16 protein-coding genes are annotated in these 15,906 nt (G+C 61.1%); 9 read left to right on the forward strand and 7 right to left on the reverse strand.

The features are described from left to right. Positions 1-138 precede the first annotated feature (138 nt). From LOY52_RS04895 to LOY52_RS04915, 5 genes are all read left to right on the forward strand, one after another. A complete protein-coding gene (locus tag LOY52_RS04895; RefSeq protein ID WP_007965180.1) occupies positions 139-798 on the forward strand; it encodes a FadR/GntR family transcriptional regulator in 660 nt (219 codons plus the stop codon). Beyond that, complete coding sequence (locus tag LOY52_RS04900; protein ID WP_258678553.1) at positions 788-2,074, forward strand: CynX/NimT family MFS transporter; 1,287 nt, start codon at positions 788-790, stop codon at positions 2,072-2,074. Before LOY52_RS04895 ends, LOY52_RS04900 begins: the two co-directional genes overlap by 11 nt. A gap of 193 nt (positions 2,075-2,267) precedes the next feature. After that, the gene (locus tag LOY52_RS04905; RefSeq protein ID WP_003221901.1) at positions 2,268-2,738 is read left to right on the forward strand and encodes a nuclear transport factor 2 family protein; all 471 of its coding nucleotides are present in this window, start codon (positions 2,268-2,270) and stop codon (positions 2,736-2,738) included. Between the two features lie 39 nt (positions 2,739-2,777). Next, entirely contained in the window at positions 2,778-3,080 is a 303-nt protein-coding gene (locus LOY52_RS04910) for a GIY-YIG nuclease family protein (RefSeq protein WP_247267850.1), read from the forward strand. Between the two features lie 84 nt (positions 3,081-3,164). Beyond that, positions 3,165-4,100, forward strand: a complete 936-nt coding sequence (locus tag LOY52_RS04915; RefSeq protein WP_258678554.1) for a glutathione S-transferase family protein — start codon at positions 3,165-3,167, stop codon at positions 4,098-4,100. 95 nt (positions 4,101-4,195) lie between these two features. On the opposite strand, the gene LOY52_RS04920 is transcribed toward LOY52_RS04915, so the two are convergent. Together LOY52_RS04920 and yejK are read right to left on the reverse strand one after the other, a co-directional pair. After that, positions 4,196-4,546 carry a glutaredoxin family protein gene (locus LOY52_RS04920; protein ID WP_258678555.1) on the reverse strand — a complete coding sequence of 117 codons (351 nt, stop codon included), beginning with the start codon at positions 4,544-4,546 and terminating at the stop codon, positions 4,196-4,198. Next, on the reverse strand, positions 4,546-5,550 hold the full coding sequence (gene yejK, locus LOY52_RS04925) for a nucleoid-associated protein YejK (protein ID WP_258678556.1): 1,005 nt from the start codon (positions 5,548-5,550) through the stop codon (positions 4,546-4,548). Before yejK ends, LOY52_RS04920 begins: the two co-directional genes overlap by 1 nt. Positions 5,551-5,604: 54 nt before the next feature. Between yejK and LOY52_RS04930 the strand changes: the two genes are divergently transcribed. Both LOY52_RS04930 and LOY52_RS04935 read left to right on the forward strand, forming a co-directional pair. Next, positions 5,605-6,033 (forward strand): hypothetical protein, encoded by a 429-nt coding sequence (locus LOY52_RS04930; protein ID WP_258678557.1) that lies wholly within the window; start codon positions 5,605-5,607, stop codon positions 6,031-6,033. A 47-nt stretch (positions 6,034-6,080) separates the two neighbouring features. Further along, positions 6,081-6,362: an HU family DNA-binding protein gene (locus LOY52_RS04935; RefSeq protein ID WP_003221909.1), complete on the forward strand. Its 282-nt coding sequence runs from the start codon at positions 6,081-6,083 to the stop codon at positions 6,360-6,362. 190 nt (positions 6,363-6,552) lie between these two features. On the opposite strand, the gene rlmF is transcribed toward LOY52_RS04935, so the two are convergent. The 5 genes from rlmF to LOY52_RS04960 all read right to left on the reverse strand — a co-directional run bounded on the left by rlmF (position 6,553) and on the right by LOY52_RS04960 (position 13,304). Continuing rightward, entirely contained in the window at positions 6,553-7,572 is a 1,020-nt protein-coding gene (gene rlmF, locus LOY52_RS04940; RefSeq protein ID WP_041064757.1) for a 23S rRNA (adenine(1618)-N(6))-methyltransferase RlmF, read from the reverse strand. 243 nt (positions 7,573-7,815) lie between these two features. Continuing rightward, positions 7,816-10,662: a valine--tRNA ligase gene (locus tag LOY52_RS04945; RefSeq protein WP_258678558.1), complete on the reverse strand. Its 2,847-nt coding sequence runs from the start codon at positions 10,660-10,662 to the stop codon at positions 7,816-7,818. A gap of 267 nt (positions 10,663-10,929) precedes the next feature. Beyond that, a complete protein-coding gene (locus LOY52_RS04950) occupies positions 10,930-11,316 on the reverse strand; it encodes a DNA polymerase III subunit chi (protein WP_258678559.1) in 387 nt (128 codons plus the stop codon). Positions 11,317-11,324: 8 nt separating this feature from the next. Next, positions 11,325-11,753, reverse strand: a complete 429-nt coding sequence (locus LOY52_RS04955; protein ID WP_258678560.1) for a DNA polymerase III subunit chi — start codon at positions 11,751-11,753, stop codon at positions 11,325-11,327. A 60-nt stretch (positions 11,754-11,813) separates the two neighbouring features. After that, entirely contained in the window at positions 11,814-13,304 is a 1,491-nt protein-coding gene (locus LOY52_RS04960; RefSeq protein WP_258678561.1) for a leucyl aminopeptidase, read from the reverse strand. A 308-nt stretch (positions 13,305-13,612) separates the two neighbouring features. Here LOY52_RS04960 and lptF point away from each other — a divergent pair, with 308 nt between their 5' ends. After that, positions 13,613-14,734, forward strand: a complete 1,122-nt coding sequence (gene lptF / locus LOY52_RS04965; protein ID WP_258678562.1) for an LPS export ABC transporter permease LptF — start codon at positions 13,613-13,615, stop codon at positions 14,732-14,734. Next, on the forward strand, positions 14,727-15,788 hold the full coding sequence (lptG, locus tag LOY52_RS04970) for an LPS export ABC transporter permease LptG (RefSeq protein WP_007965162.1): 1,062 nt from the start codon (positions 14,727-14,729) through the stop codon (positions 15,786-15,788). Before lptF ends, lptG begins: the two co-directional genes overlap by 8 nt. The last annotated feature ends 118 nt before the right edge of the window (positions 15,789-15,906 follow it).

Consider the following 15,906-nt stretch of genomic DNA (forward strand, 5'->3'; position numbering starts at 1 on the left):
GATCTTTTGCCTTTGATTGTAAGAACGAGATCAAAAGATCGCAGCCTGCGGCAGCTCCTACACGGGGTTGTATGAACCGGACCAGCTGACTAAGATGTCAGGAAATTCATCCTATGATTGGATGAAAGGGCGAATTTCATGACAGACATCTCACCTTTGATCAAGCGATCCCTGGTCGATCAGGCCCTGGATCAGTTGCGCCAGCGCATAACCGATGGCGTGTGGCAGGTCGGCGAACGGCTGCCGACCGAGCCTGAGCTGTGCGCCGATCTGGGCATCAGCCGCAACACCGTGCGCGAAGCCATGCGCGTGCTGGCGTTTTCCGGGTTGATCGAAATCCGTCAGGGCGACGGCAGTTATTTGCGCGCAGTGGTCGATCCGATGGACACGCTCAAGGCGTTGTCCCGCTGTTCGCTGGAGCAGGCGCGCGAGACCCGGCACATTCTCGAAGTCGAGGCCATTGGCTTGGCCGCGCTGCGTCGCACCGATGAAGACCTGCTCGCGCTGCGCGAAGCGCTCGGCACCAGCGGCAGCCACTACCACGGCGATCTCGACACTTACATTGCCTGCGATCTGGTGTTCCACCGCCGTCTGGTGGACGCCGCGCACAACCCCACCCTCAGCGAGTTGTATCGCTATTTCTCCAGTATCGTCGGCGCGCAATTGCGCCAGACGCTGAACATCGTCCCGCGCCGTCAGGAAGTGTTCGACCTGCACATCGAGTTGCTCGATGCCGTCGAACAACGCGACCCGGAACGGGCCAAAGCCATATCGAGGCAGTTGATCAATGAACCTTGAAAGCGATAAAAACCTCCCAATCCCCAAGCGCACGGCGGAGCTCGAAGAGCTGCTGATCGACGCCGAGGCTGACGACGAACAAGTACAGCAAAGCCATCCGCTGGTGCGCCGGCCGTGGCTGTTGCTGCTGGGGCTGATTCTGGTGGCGCTGAACCTGCGCCCGGCGCTGTCGAGCATGGCGCCGCTGCTCAGCGAAGTGTCGAAAAGCCTTGGCCTGTCTGCGGCGCAGGCCGGTTTGCTGACCACGTTGCCGGTGTTGTGCCTGGGCTTGTTCGCGCCGCTGGCGCCGATTCTGGCGCGGCGTTTCGGCGCTGAGCGGGTGGTGCTGGGGATTCTGCTGACCCTGGCCGCCGGGATCATTGTGCGCAGCAACTTCGGTGAGATCGGGCTGTTTGCAGGTAGCGTGCTTGGCGGTGCGAGCATCGGCATTATCGGCGTGCTGCTGCCGGGCATCGTCAAACGCGACTTCGCCAAACACGCCGGAACCATGACCGGCGTGTACACCATGGCCCTGTGCCTGGGCGCGGCAATGGCCGCGGGTTCCACCGTGCCGTTGAGCGAACACTTCGACCACAGTTGGGCGCTGGGCTTGGGCTTCTGGGTGATCCCGGCGCTGGTGGCGGCGCTGTTCTGGCTGCCGCAAGTCGGGCAGAAACACGGCGCGCACAATGTCGCCTATCGGGTGAAAGGTCTGCTGCGCGATCCGCTGGCCTGGCAGGTGACCTTTTACATGGGCCTGCAATCGTCGCTGGCGTACATCGTGTTCGGCTGGTTGCCGTCGATCCTGATCGGTCGCGGCCTGACTCCGACTCAGGCCGGCCTGGTGCTGTCCGGCTCGGTGATCATCCAGCTCGCCAGCTCTCTCGCTGCGCCGTGGCTGGCGACCCGGGGCAAGGATCAGCGCCTGGCGATCGTGGTGGTGATGGCGCTGACCCTCGGTGGTCTGTTCGGTTGCCTGTATGCGCCGATTGAAGGGCTGTGGGGCTGGGCGATTCTGCTGGGTCTGGGGCAGGGCGGTACGTTCAGCCTGGCGCTGACCCTGATCGTGCTGCGCTCGCGGGATTCGCATGTGGCGGCGAACCTGTCGAGCATGTCCCAGGGCTTCGGCTACACCCTGGCGTCGATGGGACCGTTCGCGGTCGGCGTGGTGCATGACTGGACCGGCGGCTGGAATGCCGTGGGCTGGATCTTCGGCATCATTGGCACCGGCGCGATCATTGCTGGCCTTGGTGCCGGCCGGGCGCTGTACGTGCAAGTGCAAAGCGAAAAAATCTGACACCTGTAGGAGCTGCGGCACGCTGCGATCTTTTGATGTTGATCTTGACGGTCTTGAAGATCAAAAGATCGCAGCGTGCCGCAGCTCCTACAGGATTTGTGTGCTCCGGGTATTCGGTGCGCGAATGCCGATAGTGTTTCTGCGATTTGCAGCTTATCGTGCTGGCAATCTGTCCATTTCCCGGAGTTTGCCCATGAGCGAAGCCCACGCCGCCCTGATCACCCGCTTCTACCAGGCCTTCCAGCGCCTCGACGCCGAGGCCATGGCCGCGTGCTACACCGACGATGTGGTGTTCAGCGATCCGGCCTTCGGTGAACTGCGCGGGCGCGATGCCGGCGACATGTGGCGCATGCTCACCACCCGCGCCAAGGACTTCTCCCTGACTTTCGACAATGTCCGCGCCGACGAACGCAGTGGCGGTGCGCACTGGGTGGCGACTTACCTGTTCAGCCAGACCGGCAACGTGGTGATCAACGATATACAGGCGCGCTTCGTCTTTCGTGACGGCAAGATCTGCGAGCACCACGACCACTTCGACCTGTGGCGCTGGTCGCGTCAGGCCTTGGGTTTCAAAGGCCTGCTGCTGGGCTGGACACCACTGGTGCGCAACGCGGTCCGGGCGCAGGCGCTGAAAGGTCTGAAGGCATTTCAGGCCGGTCGCTGATAAGATCGCGGCCTGTTTCCTACACGTCCAGATCCCGAAGTGACCAGCCTCAGCGAAAAACCGGTTGAAGTCGTCGAGCCAGCGAGCAAGTCCTGGTTCGTCTACCTCGTACGCGCGGCCAATGGCTCGCTGTACTGCGGGATCAGCGACGACCCGGTGCGCCGCTTCGCCAAGCATCAAAGCGGCAAGGGTGCACGCTTCTTCCTGTCCAGCCCGGCGATGGCGCTGGTCTACACCGAGCGTTGCCGCGACAAGAGCGACGCGTTGCGCCAGGAGCGCTTGATCAAAAAGCTGCGCAAGAGCGCCAAGGAATGCCTGGTCGCGTCTTATCAATCTGACTGATCGGTTCCCATCAGGCAGATCTGTAGGCTGCTAATCAAATGCACGCTAAGCTGCGGACTCACTTTCTGTGCGGCGGAGCCGAGCATGTCCGAGTTGATTCTGCATCATTACCCGACCTCTCCATTTGCCGAAAAGGCTCGTCTGCTGTTGGGCTTCAAAGGCTTGTCGTGGCGCTCGGTGCACATTTCGCCGGTGATGCCCAAGCCGGATCTGACCGCGCTGACCGGTGGCTACCGCAAGACCCCGGTATTGCAGATCGGCGCCGACATCTATTGCGACACATCGTTGATCGCCCGTCGTCTGGAGCAGGAAAAAGCCCTGCCAGCGTTTTTCCCGGAAGGGCAGGAAGTGACCAGCGCCAGCTTCGCCGCTTGGGCCGATTCGGTGGTGTTCCAGCACGCGGTCAGCCTGGTGTTCCAGCCAGAATCGGTGGCGGTGCGTTTCGGCAAGTTGCCGCCGGAAGCGATCAAGGCCTTTATCGCTGACCGTGCCGGGCTGTTCAGTGGCGGCAGCGCCACCCGGCTGTCGGCCGAACAGGCCAAGCATCAATGGCCAACGATCATGGCGCGCCTGGAGCAGCAGTTGCAGCGCGAGCAGGGCGACTTCCTGTTCGGTGAACCGTCGATTGCCGACTTCGCCCTGGCGCATCCGCTGTGGTTCCTCAAGGCGACGCACGTCACTGCGCCGTTGGTCGATGAATATCCGGCCGTGACTGCCTGGCTGGGGCGTGTGCTGGACTTTGGTCATGGTGCCGCGAGTGAGATGACTGCCGAGGAGGCGCTTGAAGTCGCACGCAGTTCGACGCCGGCGGCATTGCCGGATGAGCAGTTTGTCGATCCGAACGGTTTCAAGGCCGGGCAGCAGGTGGCGATTGCCGCGACAGATTACGGGGTTGATCCGGTGGTGGGTGAGTTGCTGTTTGCTGGCCGCGAAGAGCTGATCCTGCGTCGCGAAGACCCGCGTGGCGGCGTGGTGCATGTGCACTTCCCGCGCTTTGGTTTCCGCATCGAAGCCCGCTAAAAGCAAAAGATCGCAGCCTGCGGCAGCTCCCACACCGATCTCATGTAGGAGCTGCCGAAGGCTGCGATCTTTTGATCTTGATCTTGATCTTGCTGTTACTTCAGGGCAGCGAGAATCTCGTCCGGGTCGAATCCGCGAATCAACGTGCCATTCACGTCGATCAACGGAATCCCGCGTCCGCCCAGCGCCTCATACGCCTTGCGCGCCTCGGCATCCTTCTCGATGTCGAATTCCTTGAAAGGAATCCCCTTGCTGTAGAGAAAGCGCTTGGTCTGTTTGCAGTAGCCGCACCAGTCGGTGGCATACAGCACGACATGGGCCTGCGCCCGCGTCTGCTCAGAGACCATCTGCGACGGGTTGAACACCCGCTCGATCTTGCCCCAGTTCTGATAGATCACGACCACCAGCAGAACCAGCGCAACCTTCTTCAGCACATTACCGAGCATCAGTTGCGGCGCTTGAGCTGGTCAGTGAGCGAGGTTGGCAGGCCCTTGATGATCAGGGTGCCGGCCTCTTCGTCGTACTCGATCTTCGAACCCAGCAGGTGCGCTTCAAAGCTGATCGACAGGCCTTCGGCGCGGCCGGTGAAGCGGCGGAACTGGTTGAGGGTGCGTTTGTCTGCCGGAATCTCCGGCGACAGGCCGTAGTCCTTGTTGCGGATGTGGTCGTAGAAGGCTTTCGGCCGTTCTTCGTCGATCAGCTCCGACAGCTCTTCCAGGCCCATAGGCTCGCCGAGCTTGGCTTGACTGCTGGCGTAATCGACCAGGGTCTTGGTTTTCTCGCGGGCGGAGTCTTCCGGCAGGTCTTCGCTTTCGACGAAGTCGCTGAAGGCCTTGAGCAGCGTGCGCGTCTCGCCCGGGCCATCGACGCCTTCCTGGCAACCGATGAAGTCGCGGAAGTATTCCGAAACCTTCTTGCCGTTCTTGCCCTTGATGAACGAGATGTACTGCTTGGACTGCTTGTTGTTCTGCCACTCCGAAATGTTGATCCGCGCCGCCAGGTGCAGCTGGCCGAGGTCGAGGTGACGCGACGGGGTCACGTCCAGCTCATCGGTCACCGCTACGCCTTCACTGTGGTGCAGCAGGGCGATCGCCAGGTAGTCGGTCATGCCTTGCTGATAGTGGGCGAACAGCACGTGGCCACCGACCGACAGGTTCGATTCTTCCATCAGCTTCTGCAGATGCTCGACCGCCACTTTGCTGAACGCGGCGAAGTCCTTGCCGCCTTCCATGTATTCCTTCAGCCAGCCGCTGAACGGGAACGCACCGGATTCCGGATGGAACAGGCCCCAGGCTTTGCCCTGTTTGGCGTTGTAGCTCTCGTTGAGGTCGGCGAGCATGTTCTCGATGGCTGCGGACTCAGCCAGTTCGGAGTCGCGGGCGTGCAGAACTGCGGGCGTGCCGTCGGGTTTTTTGTCGATCAGGTGGACGATGCAATGACGGATCGGCATGGGCTTCTCGGCTGGTGGAAGGGAGGAGGACAGGCTCCCCCGAAAAAGTGCCCAGTGTACCGCAATCTCCATTCGAGGCTCTCTGTAGGAGCTGCTGAAGGCTGCGATCTTTTGATCTTGTTTTTGAAAAATCAAAGTCAAAAGATCGCAGCCTTCGGCAGCTCCTACAAAAACAGGGCGCAGCAAAAAATTGTGGCCCATGGCGGCGTAATCAGGGGGTGGAAGGGCAAATCCGGGGCAAGCGCCTGTGCTTATGCAGTTTTTTACCAATTTAGAGCAATAAAGCTGACCAAATGGGTAGCTAGAGGCGGATATTTCCCCGTCTCTGTGCTAGTTTTGCCCGGTCTTACGCGAAGTCACTGCGTTAAGCGTGCAATCAGCATTTGTCAGGTCGAACCAAACCCTGATTTCGGCATCTATAACCCGACTCGTCGTGGTTATCGCCGAGGGTGCCAGATCCAGAAGATCGGGCTCGATGGCTGACACTGCACTCTGCAATCCATATGAATTTGATAGGGAAGGAACACTACATGGCTCTTACTAAAGACCAACTGATCGCCGACATCGCTGAAGCTATCGACGCGCCGAAAACCACCGCGCGTAACGCACTGGACCAACTGGGCCAAATCGTTGCTGATCAGCTGGAAAATGGCGGCGAAATCACCTTGCCAGGTATCGGCAAGCTGAAAGTGACCGAGCGTCCTGCCCGCACTGGCCGTAACCCTTCGACTGGCGCTGCCATCGAAATCCCTGCCAAGAAAGTGATCAAGCTGGTTGTGGCCAAAGGCCTGACCGACGCTGTGAACAAGTAAGACGCAGTGATAAAAAACCGTGCACCGGAGCGATCCGGGCACGGTTTTTTTGTGCCTGCGATTTGGCAATTGGCCCTGAATCATTGTGGGAGCGAGCCTGCTCGCGAAAGCGTTGGATCAGTCACCTTCAATATTGACCGACCTACCGCTTTCGCGAGCAGGCTCGCTCCCACATATGATCAGCAGTGTGTTAACGGACCCAGCGCTCGCGACGCCAGATCTGCTGTTCGGACTTGGTCTGAAAGGTCCATGCCACAAAGCGGCTCTGTTTCTGCCCTTGCGACATCTCCACCACCTGGCTTTCCAGCACGCCGGCCTTTTTTAGGGCGGTTTCGATGGCGGGCAGGTTTGAGGCTTTCGACACCAGGGTGCTGAACCACAGCACCTTGTGCTGGAAGTTCGCGCTCTCGGCGATCAGTTGGGTCACGAAACGCGCTTCTCCGCCTTCACACCACAGCTCGGCAGACTGACCACCGAAGTTCAGCACCGGCAGTTTGCGTTTTGGATCGGCCTTGCCCAGTGCGCGCCATTTGCGCTCGCTGCCCTTGGTCGCCTCTTCCATCGAAGCGTGGAACGGCGGGTTGCACATGGTCAGGTCGAAGCGCTCGCCCGGCTCCAGCAAGCCGATCAGGATGTGCTTGCGGTTTTCCTGCTGGCGCAGCTGGATCACCTTGTTCAGCCCGTTGGACTGGACGATGGCTCGGGCGGCAGCCACGGCGGTCGGATCGATTTCCGAACCGAGGAAGTGCCAGCGGTATTCGCTGTTGCCGATCAGCGGATAAACGCAGTTGGCGCCCATGCCGATGTCCAGCACGTTGACGATCGCACCGCGCGGGACCTTGCCGTCGTTCATGCTGGCCAGCAGGTCGGCGAGGAAATGCACGTAATCGGCACGGCCCGGGACCGGTGGGCACAGATAGTCCGCCGGGATGTCCCAATGCTCGATGCCATAGAACGCCTTGAGCAGCGCCCGGTTGAACACGCGCACCGCGTCGGGGCTGGCGAAGTCGATGCTTTCCTTGCCGTACGGGTTGGTGATCACGAATTTCGCCAGTTCCGGCGTGGTCTTGATCAGTGCCGGAAAGTCGTAGCGACCCTGGTGGCGATTGCGCGGGTGCAGGCTGGCCTTTTCACGCGGCTCGACGGCTTTGGCCGGGGTCGCGGCATCAGGCTTCTTGCGCGCAGGTTTGGGGGTGCGGGGGGCGTTCATGGGTGTGATCGATTCGGGTATGGCTGAAAGTGGCGGGTATTGTCCCACATCCAGCCGCTGTGAACCCCATTGTCCTGTGTTTCCCATTACCTGTAGGAGCTGCCGCAGGCTGCGATCTTTTGATCTTGTTTTTAAAAAATCAAAGTCAAAAGATCGCAGCCTGCGGCAGCTCCTACAGGGGATTGGTGTTCTGGAATGAAAAAGGGAGGCCACTTGGCCTCCCTTTTTCATTGCGGCTTGCCCTTACAGGCTGGAAATCCGCGCGTGCTGCTCGGCCAGTTTGCCCAAGGCCTGTTCAGCCTCGGCCAGTTTGGCGCGTTCCTTCTCGATGACTTCGGCCGGGGCCTTGTCGACGAAACCGGCGTTGGACAACTTGCCGCCAACCCGCTGGACTTCGCCCTGCAGACGCAGGATTTCCTTGTCCAGACGTGCCAGCTCGGCGCCCTTGTCGATCAGGCCGGCCATCGGCACCAGCACTTCCATCTCGCCAACCAGCGCGGTGGCGGACAGTGGTGCTTCTTCGCTGGCGGCGAGTACGGTGATCGATTCCAGACGCGCCAGCTTCTTCAGCAGCGCTTCGTTTTCAGTCAGACGACGCTGATCTTCAGCGCTGACGTTCTTCAAGTAGATCGGTAGCGGTTTGCCCGGGCCGATGTTCATTTCGCCACGGATGTTACGCGTACCGAGCATCAGGCCCTTGAGCCACTCGATGTCGTCTTCGGCGGCCGGATCGATGCGCTCCTCGTTGGCCACAGGCCAAGGCTGCAGCATGATCGTCTTGCCCTGAATGCCGGCCAGCGGCGCGATGCGCTGCCAGATTTCTTCAGTGATGAACGGCATGAACGGGTGCGCCAGACGCAGCGCCACTTCCAGCACGCGCACCAGCGTGCGACGGGTGCCGCGCTGACGCTCGACCGGCGCGTTTTCGTCCCACAGCACTGGCTTGGACAGTTCCAGGTACCAGTCGCAGTACTGGTTCCAGATGAACTCGTACAGCGCTTGCGCGGCGAGGTCGAAACGGAACTGATCCAGTTGACGGGTCACTTCGGCTTCGGTGCGCTGCAGTTGCGAGATGATCCAGCGATCCGCCAGCGACAGCTCGTAGGCTTCGCCGTTCTGGCCGCAGTCTTCACCCTTGTCCAGAACATAACGCGCGGCGTTCCAGATCTTGTTGCAGAAGTTGCGATAGCCTTCGACGCGGCCCATGTCGAACTTGATGTCGCGACCGGTGGACGCCAGCGAGCAGAAGGTGAAGCGCAGGGCGTCGGTGCCGTAGCTGGCGATGCCGTCGGCGAACTCGTCGCGGGTCTGTTTCTCGATCTTCTTCGCCAGTTTCGGCTGCATCATGCCGGAGGTGCGTTTCTGCACCAGTGCTTCCAGCTCGATACCGTCGATGATGTCCAGCGGGTCCAGGACGTTGCCCTTGGACTTGGACATCTTCTGGCCCTGGCCATCGCGCACCAGGCCGTGCACGTAAACGGTCTTGAACGGCACCTGCGGAGTGCCGTCCTCGTTCTTGATCAGGTGCATCGTCAGCATGATCATCCGGGCGACCCAGAAGAAAATGATGTCGAAACCGGTGACCAGCACGTCGGTGGAGTGGAATTTCTTCAGGAACTCGGTCTTTTCCGGCCAGCCGAGCGTGGAGAACGTCCACAGACCCGAGCTGAACCAGGTGTCGAGCACGTCGTTGTCCTGTTGCAGCGCAACGTCCGGGCCGAGGTTGTGCTTGGCCCGCACTTCGGCTTCGTCACGACCGACGTAGACCTTGCCCGACTCGTCGTACCAGGCCGGAATCCGGTGGCCCCACCACAGCTGACGGCTGATGCACCAGTCCTGGATGTCGCGCATCCACGAGAAGTACATGTTTTCGTACTGTTTCGGCACGAACTGGATACGGCCGTCTTCAACGGCAGCAATCGCTGGCTCGGCCAGCGGTTTGGTCGACACGTACCACTGGTCGGTCAGCCACGGCTCGATCACGGTGCCGGAGCGGTCGCCTTTCGGCACTTTCAGGTTGTGATCATCGACGCTGACCAGCAGGCCGGCGGCGTCGAACGCGGCAACGATCTGCTTGCGCGCTTCGAAACGCTCGAGACCGGCGTACTCGGCCGGAATCTTGCCATCGATGCTGTCGTTCAGCGTGCCGTCGAGGTTGAACACCTGGGCTGCGGACAGCACGTTGGCGTTCTTGTCGAAGATGTTCAGCAGCGGCAGGTTGTGGCGCTTGCCGACTTCGTAGTCGTTGAAATCGTGGGCCGGGGTGATTTTCACGCAGCCGGTGCCGAATTCTGGATCGCAGTAATCGTCGGCGATGATCGGGATGCGGCGGCCAACCAGTGGCAGCTCGACGAATTTGCCGATCAGGGCTTTGTAGCGCTCATCGTTCGGGTTAACCGCGACGGCGGAGTCGCCGAGCATGGTTTCCGGACGGGTGGTCGCGACGATCAGGAAATCGTTGCCTTCAGCGGTTTTCGCGCCGTCAGCCAGCGGGTACTTGAGGTTCCACAGGAAACCTTTCTCGTCGTGGTTTTCCACTTCGAGGTCGGAAATCGCCGTGTGCAACTTGGTGTCCCAGTTGACCAGACGCTTGCCGCGGTAGATCAGGCCGTCTTCGTGCAGGCGCACGAAGGCTTCTTTAACCGCTTCCGAGAGACCGTCGTCCATGGTGAAGCGCTCGCGGCTCCAGTCCACGGACGAACCGAGGCGACGAATCTGGCGGCTGATGTTGCCGCCGGACTGATCCTTCCACTCCCAGACTTTCTCGAGGAACTTCTCGCGGCCCAGGTCGTGGCGGTTCTGGCCGGTGGCTTCCAGTTGACGCTCCACCAGCATCTGCGTGGCGATACCGGCGTGGTCGGTGCCCGGCTGCCACAGGGTGTTGCGACCCTGCATGCGGCGGAAACGGATCAGGGCGTCCATGATCGCGTTGTTGAAACCGTGACCCATGTGCAGGCTGCCGGTGACGTTCGGCGGCGGGATCATGATGGTGTAGGAATCGCCCGCGCCTTGCGGTGCGAAATAGTTCTCGGACTCCCAGGTGTTGTACCAGGAAGTTTCAATGGCGTGCGGCTGGTAGGTCTTATCCATGCGCGGCGGGACCCTATTGGCATTTATTCAGGAAAAGCCGGGAAGTATAGCGGGGCATGGGGCCGAGGGCGAGCGGGGCGGGCCGGGTGGAGATCTAAATGTGATCGCGAACTCTGTGGCGAGGGAGCTTGCTCCCGCTCGGCTGCGCAGCAGTCGTAAAAACTGCCACGCAGGCTTCGCGGACAAAACACTGTTGAATAGTTTTGGGGGCGCTTCGCACCCCAGCGGGAGCAAGCTCCCTCGCCACAAAAAATACCGAAGGCCGGGTTATTCGTATTGGCTCAGCAACCGTTCCATCCGCGCCTCGAGGCGGCGTTTGATTTCGGTTTCGATGTGCGGCGCGAAGTCGTCGATCACGTCCTGCATGATCAATTGCGCGGCGGCGCGCAGTTCGCTATCGAGGTGCAGCAGGGCGTCCGGGCCTTTATCCACAGGTGCAACAGCAGGTGCCGGGGTCGGAGCCGGTGGTGGTTCAATGGTCGGCGGCGTGGCGTCGACGGCCTCGAACAGCATCGGAATCTGTTCCTGTTCACCATCCTCGACCGTGTCGGTCAGCAAGGGTGGTTGCAGGTTGTCATCGCCAAGCAACTGGCGGATCGATTCGAGATCGTCCAGCAGGTGTGCAGGCTTTTGCAGCGGTTTTGGAGTGTCCATCGGCGTACTCAGAGTCGCTGTAAACGGTGATCTTGCAGAGGATAGCCCTGTTCGCGGTAGAAACGGAAACTCTCCCGTGCCGCCGCGCGAATCGTCGGATCTTCCACCACCACTTCCGCCACGCGGGCGAATTTGCTGGCGAAAGCCGGGACTTTCAGGTCGAGGTTGACCAGCAGATCCTGATGCTCGCCGCAGTCAGCGCCCAGTCCCAGCACGATCAAACCGTCCGGTTCGCTATCGGTAGGGCCGTGCGGCACGAAGGTTTCGCCCTTGAACGCCCACAGGCGCGCATCGAGATCGTCACGCTGAGCAGCATCGCTGCAATGCAGGTAGATGCGGTGACCCATGCGCCAGGCTTTCTCAGTGAGCTTGCAGGCAAAGTCCAGGCGAGCCGAAGGATCGGCGCTGGGCAGGATATAGAAGTCGACTTTGGTCATTGCGGTTCCTGAGCCTTGAGCGGCGTCACCGAAGAGTGACGCCACCCAGGTTCATCGGTTTCAGGCTTTGGCGCGGTCCAGCAGGTATTGGGTCAGCAGCGGAACCGGACGGCCGGTGGCGCCCTTGTCCTTGCCGCCGCTGGTCCATGCGGTGCCCGCGATGTCCAGGTGCGCCCAGTTGAGGTTCTTGGTGAAGCGCGACAGGAAGCACGCGGCGGTGATGGTGCCGGCCTTCGGCCCGCCAATGTTGGCGATGTCGGCGAACGGGCTGTCCAGTTGCTCCTGGTATTCGTCGAACAGCGGCAGTTGCCAGGCGCGGTCGTCAGCAGCCTTGCCGGCGCTGAGCAGTTGCTCGATCAGCTCGTCGTTGTTGCCCAGCAAGCCAGACGTGTGTGCACCGAGTGCAACCACACAGGCACCGGTCAGGGTGGCGATGTCGATCACTGCCTGCGGCTTGAAGCGCTCGGAGTAGGTCAGGGCGTCGCACAGCACCAGACGGCCTTCGGCGTCGGTGTTGAGGATTTCCACGGTCTGGCCGCTCATGGTGGTGACGATGTCGCCCGGGCGCGAGGCGTTGCCGCTCGGCATGTTTTCCGCGCAAGCGAGGATGCACACCAGGTTGATCGGCAGCTTCAGCTCAAGCACGGCACGCAGGGTACCGAACACGGAGGCCGCGCCACCCATGTCGTACTTCATTTCGTCCATGCCGGCGCCCGGCTTGAGGCTGATGCCGCCGGTGTCGAAGGTGATGCCTTTACCGACCAGCGCGTAAGGCTTCTCGGATTTCTTGCCACCGTTGTATTGCATGACGATCAGGCGCGGCGGCTGGGCGCTGCCCTGGCCGACGGCGTAGAACGAGCCCATGCCCAGGGATTTGATCTTCTTCTCGTCGAGGACTTCGACTTTCAGATCCTTGAACTCTTTGCCGAGGTTCTTCGCTTGCTCGCCGAGGAAGGTCGGGTGGCAGATGTTCGGCGGCAGGTTGCCCAGATCACGGGTGAAGGCCATGCCGTTGGCGATCGCGGTGGCATGGTTCACGGCGCGCTGCACTTCAGCCTGAGCAGCCTTGATGGTCAGCAGGGTGATTTTTTTCAGGGCGCGCGGTTCGGCTTTCTGGCTCTTGAACTGGTCGAACGTGTATTCGCCGTCCACCAGGGTTTCCGCCAGCAGGCGGGTCTTGCCGTAGCTGTCGCGGTTCTTGACGATGATTTCATCCAGGGCCAGCACGGCATCGCTGCCACCCAGACCTTTCAGGGTGTTGAGGATGCCGGCAACGATTTTGCGGAACGGACGGTCGCCCAGTTCTTCATCCTTGCCCACGCCGACCAGCAGCACGCGCTCGGCTTTCAGGTTCGGCAGGCTGTGCAGCAGCAGGCTTTGACCGACCTTGCCGGCCAGATCGCCACGCTTGAGTACGGCGCTGATCGCGCCACCGCTCAGTTCGTCGATCTGTCTGGCGGCGACGCCGAGTTTGCGGCCTTCGCCGACGGCAACCACCAGGGTGGCGGTTTTCAACGTTTCTGGGCTAACGCTTTTTACAACCAGTTCCATGTCCGGATCCCTGAATGAATGGTCAACACACAGGCGTTCGACGGTGTCCGCAGTCGCCTGCTTATAGATAGAAGAGGCGCAGGTCTGTGCCTGCGACGAAGGCGGCAGTTTGAACCTCGCTCACCGCGCCTGACAACCCTCGGTTGTGCGATCTTCAACGGAATCTGCGCTTGGGTGAGTGTGCGCAGTGACAGGCGCCCTCAATCACAGGATAATGCCGCATCTTTTTTCGACGGCTCTGCCTTGCGGGTCGCTCGAAACGTTTGCTTGTTTGGCCGCCTTAGCCTGACAACCCTGGAGTGTCTGGTTTGATCGTCTTCCGTTATCTGTCCCGTGAAGTGATGTTGACCCTGAGCGCCGTCAGCGCCGTGCTGCTGGTCATCATCATGAGCGGTCGCTTCATCAAATACCTTGCCCAGGCCGCTGCGGGCCAACTCGATCCGGGATCGCTGTTCCTGATCATGGGTTACCGTCTGCCGGGTTTCATGCAACTGATCCTGCCGTTGGGTCTGTTTCTCGGGATCCTGCTGGCTTACGGCCGGCTCTACCTCGAAAGCGAAATGACCGTGCTCTCGGCCACCGGCATGAGTCAGCAGCGTCTGCTGCGCATGACCCTGTTTCCGGCGACGCTGGTGGCACTGGTGGTGGCGTGGCTGAGCCTGAGTCTGGCCCCGCAAGGCGCTAACCAGTTTCAGTTGCTGCTGAACAAGCAGGACGCCCTGACCGAATTCGATACCCTCGAACCCGGCCGTTTCCAGGCGTTGCGTGATGGCACCCGAGTGACCTACACCGAAAGCCTGACCGACGACCGCGTCAACCTCGGCGGCGTGTTCATCTCGCAGAAAAATCTCGGGGCCAATCAGAAGGACCGCGGGATTTCCGTGCTGGTGGCCGAAAAGGGCCGTCAGGAGATCCACTCTGACGGCAACCGCTACCTGATCCTGCACAACGGCTATCGCTATGACGGCAGCCCGGGTCAGGCCGATTACCGCGCGATCAAATACGACACCTACGGCGTATTGCTGCCAAAACCTGATGCCAGTGACGAAGTCACCGACCGTGACGCGATCCCGACTTCGACCCTGCTGGGCGCCGACGACGAGCGCTCCAGGGCCGAACTGCAATGGCGGATTTCCCTGCCGTTGCTGGTGTTCATCGTGACCCTGATGGCGGTGCCGCTGTCGCGGGTCAATCCGCGTCAGGGCCGTTTCCTGAAGCTGCTGCCGGCGATTCTTCTTTATATGGCTTACCTGACCATCCTGATTGCCGCCCGCGGCGCCCTCGAAAAAGGCAAGATCCCGCCGGCCCTTGGCCTGTGGTGGGTGCACGGGATCTTCCTGGTCATCGGTCTCGGCCTGCTGTACTGGGAGCCGTTGCGCCTGAAGCTGGCCAGCCGTCGCAGCGCTGCGCTGGAGGTGGCTCGTGGTTAAACTCGACCGCTACATCGGCAGCAGTGTATTCGTGGCGATCATCGCCGTGCTGGCGATCATTCTGGGTCTGGCGACCCTGTTTGCCTTCATCGACGAGATGAGCGACGTCAGCGATACCTACACACTGACCGACGTGCTGAGCTTCGTTCTGCTCACCGCGCCGCGTCGCCTGTACGAAATGCTGCCGATGGCCGCGCTGATCGGCTGTCTGATCGGCCTCGGCAGCCTGGCCAGCAGCAGCGAGCTGACGGTCATGCGTGCCGCAGGTGTGTCCATCGGGCGCATCGTCTGGGCCGTCATGAAGCCAATGCTGGTGCTGATGCTGGCTGGCGTGCTGATCGGTGAATACGTGGCGCCTGCCACCGAAAGCATGGCCCAGGCCAATCGCTCACTGGCGCAAGGCAGCGGCGATGCGCAGAGCGCCAAGCACGGCATGTGGCACCGTCAGGGTGAGGAATTCATCCATATCAACGCCGTGCAACCCGACGGCCTGTTGTATGGCGTGACCCGCTATCACTTCGACAAAGAGCGCCACCTGCTCAGCTCCAGCTTCGCCAAGCGTGCGGAGTTCGACGGCAAGCGCTGGCTGCTCAGCGACGTGACCACCACGGTGTTCCACGAGCGCAGCACCGAAGTGGTGAACGCGCCGAGCGAGGAGTGGGACGTGTCGCTGAGCCCGCAATTGCTCAACACGGTGGTGATGGCGCCTGAGTCGCTGTCGATTTCCGGTCTGTGGGGCTACATCCACTATCTGGCGGATCAGGGCCTGAGCAATGGCCGCTACTGGCTGGCATTTTGGGTCAAGGTGTTGCAGCCGCTGGTGACCGCCGCGCTGGTGCTGATGGCGATCTCCTTCATCTTCGGTCCGTTGCGCTCGGTCACCCTCGGTCAGCGAGTGTTTACCGGTGTGCTGGTGGGCTTCACCTTCCGCATCGTCCAGGATCTGCTTGGCCCGTCGAGCCTGGTGTTCGGTTTCTCGCCGCTGTTCGCGGTGCTGGTGCCGGCCACGGTCTGTGCGCTGGCGGGTGTGTGGCTGCTGCGACGGGCCGGTTGATGGCCGCGTTGTTGCCAACGCTTTAACCGCGAAAACGCCTCGGTCGACAGATCGGGGCGTTTTCGTATGCAATCCGGGTGACAGGCGAACGTGACGCTTGCGCCGTGTATCAGGTACA

The sequence above is a fragment of the Pseudomonas sp. B21-051 genome, assembly GCF_024748795.1.
GTDB lineage: Bacteria > Pseudomonadota > Gammaproteobacteria > Pseudomonadales > Pseudomonadaceae > Aquipseudomonas > Aquipseudomonas putida_A.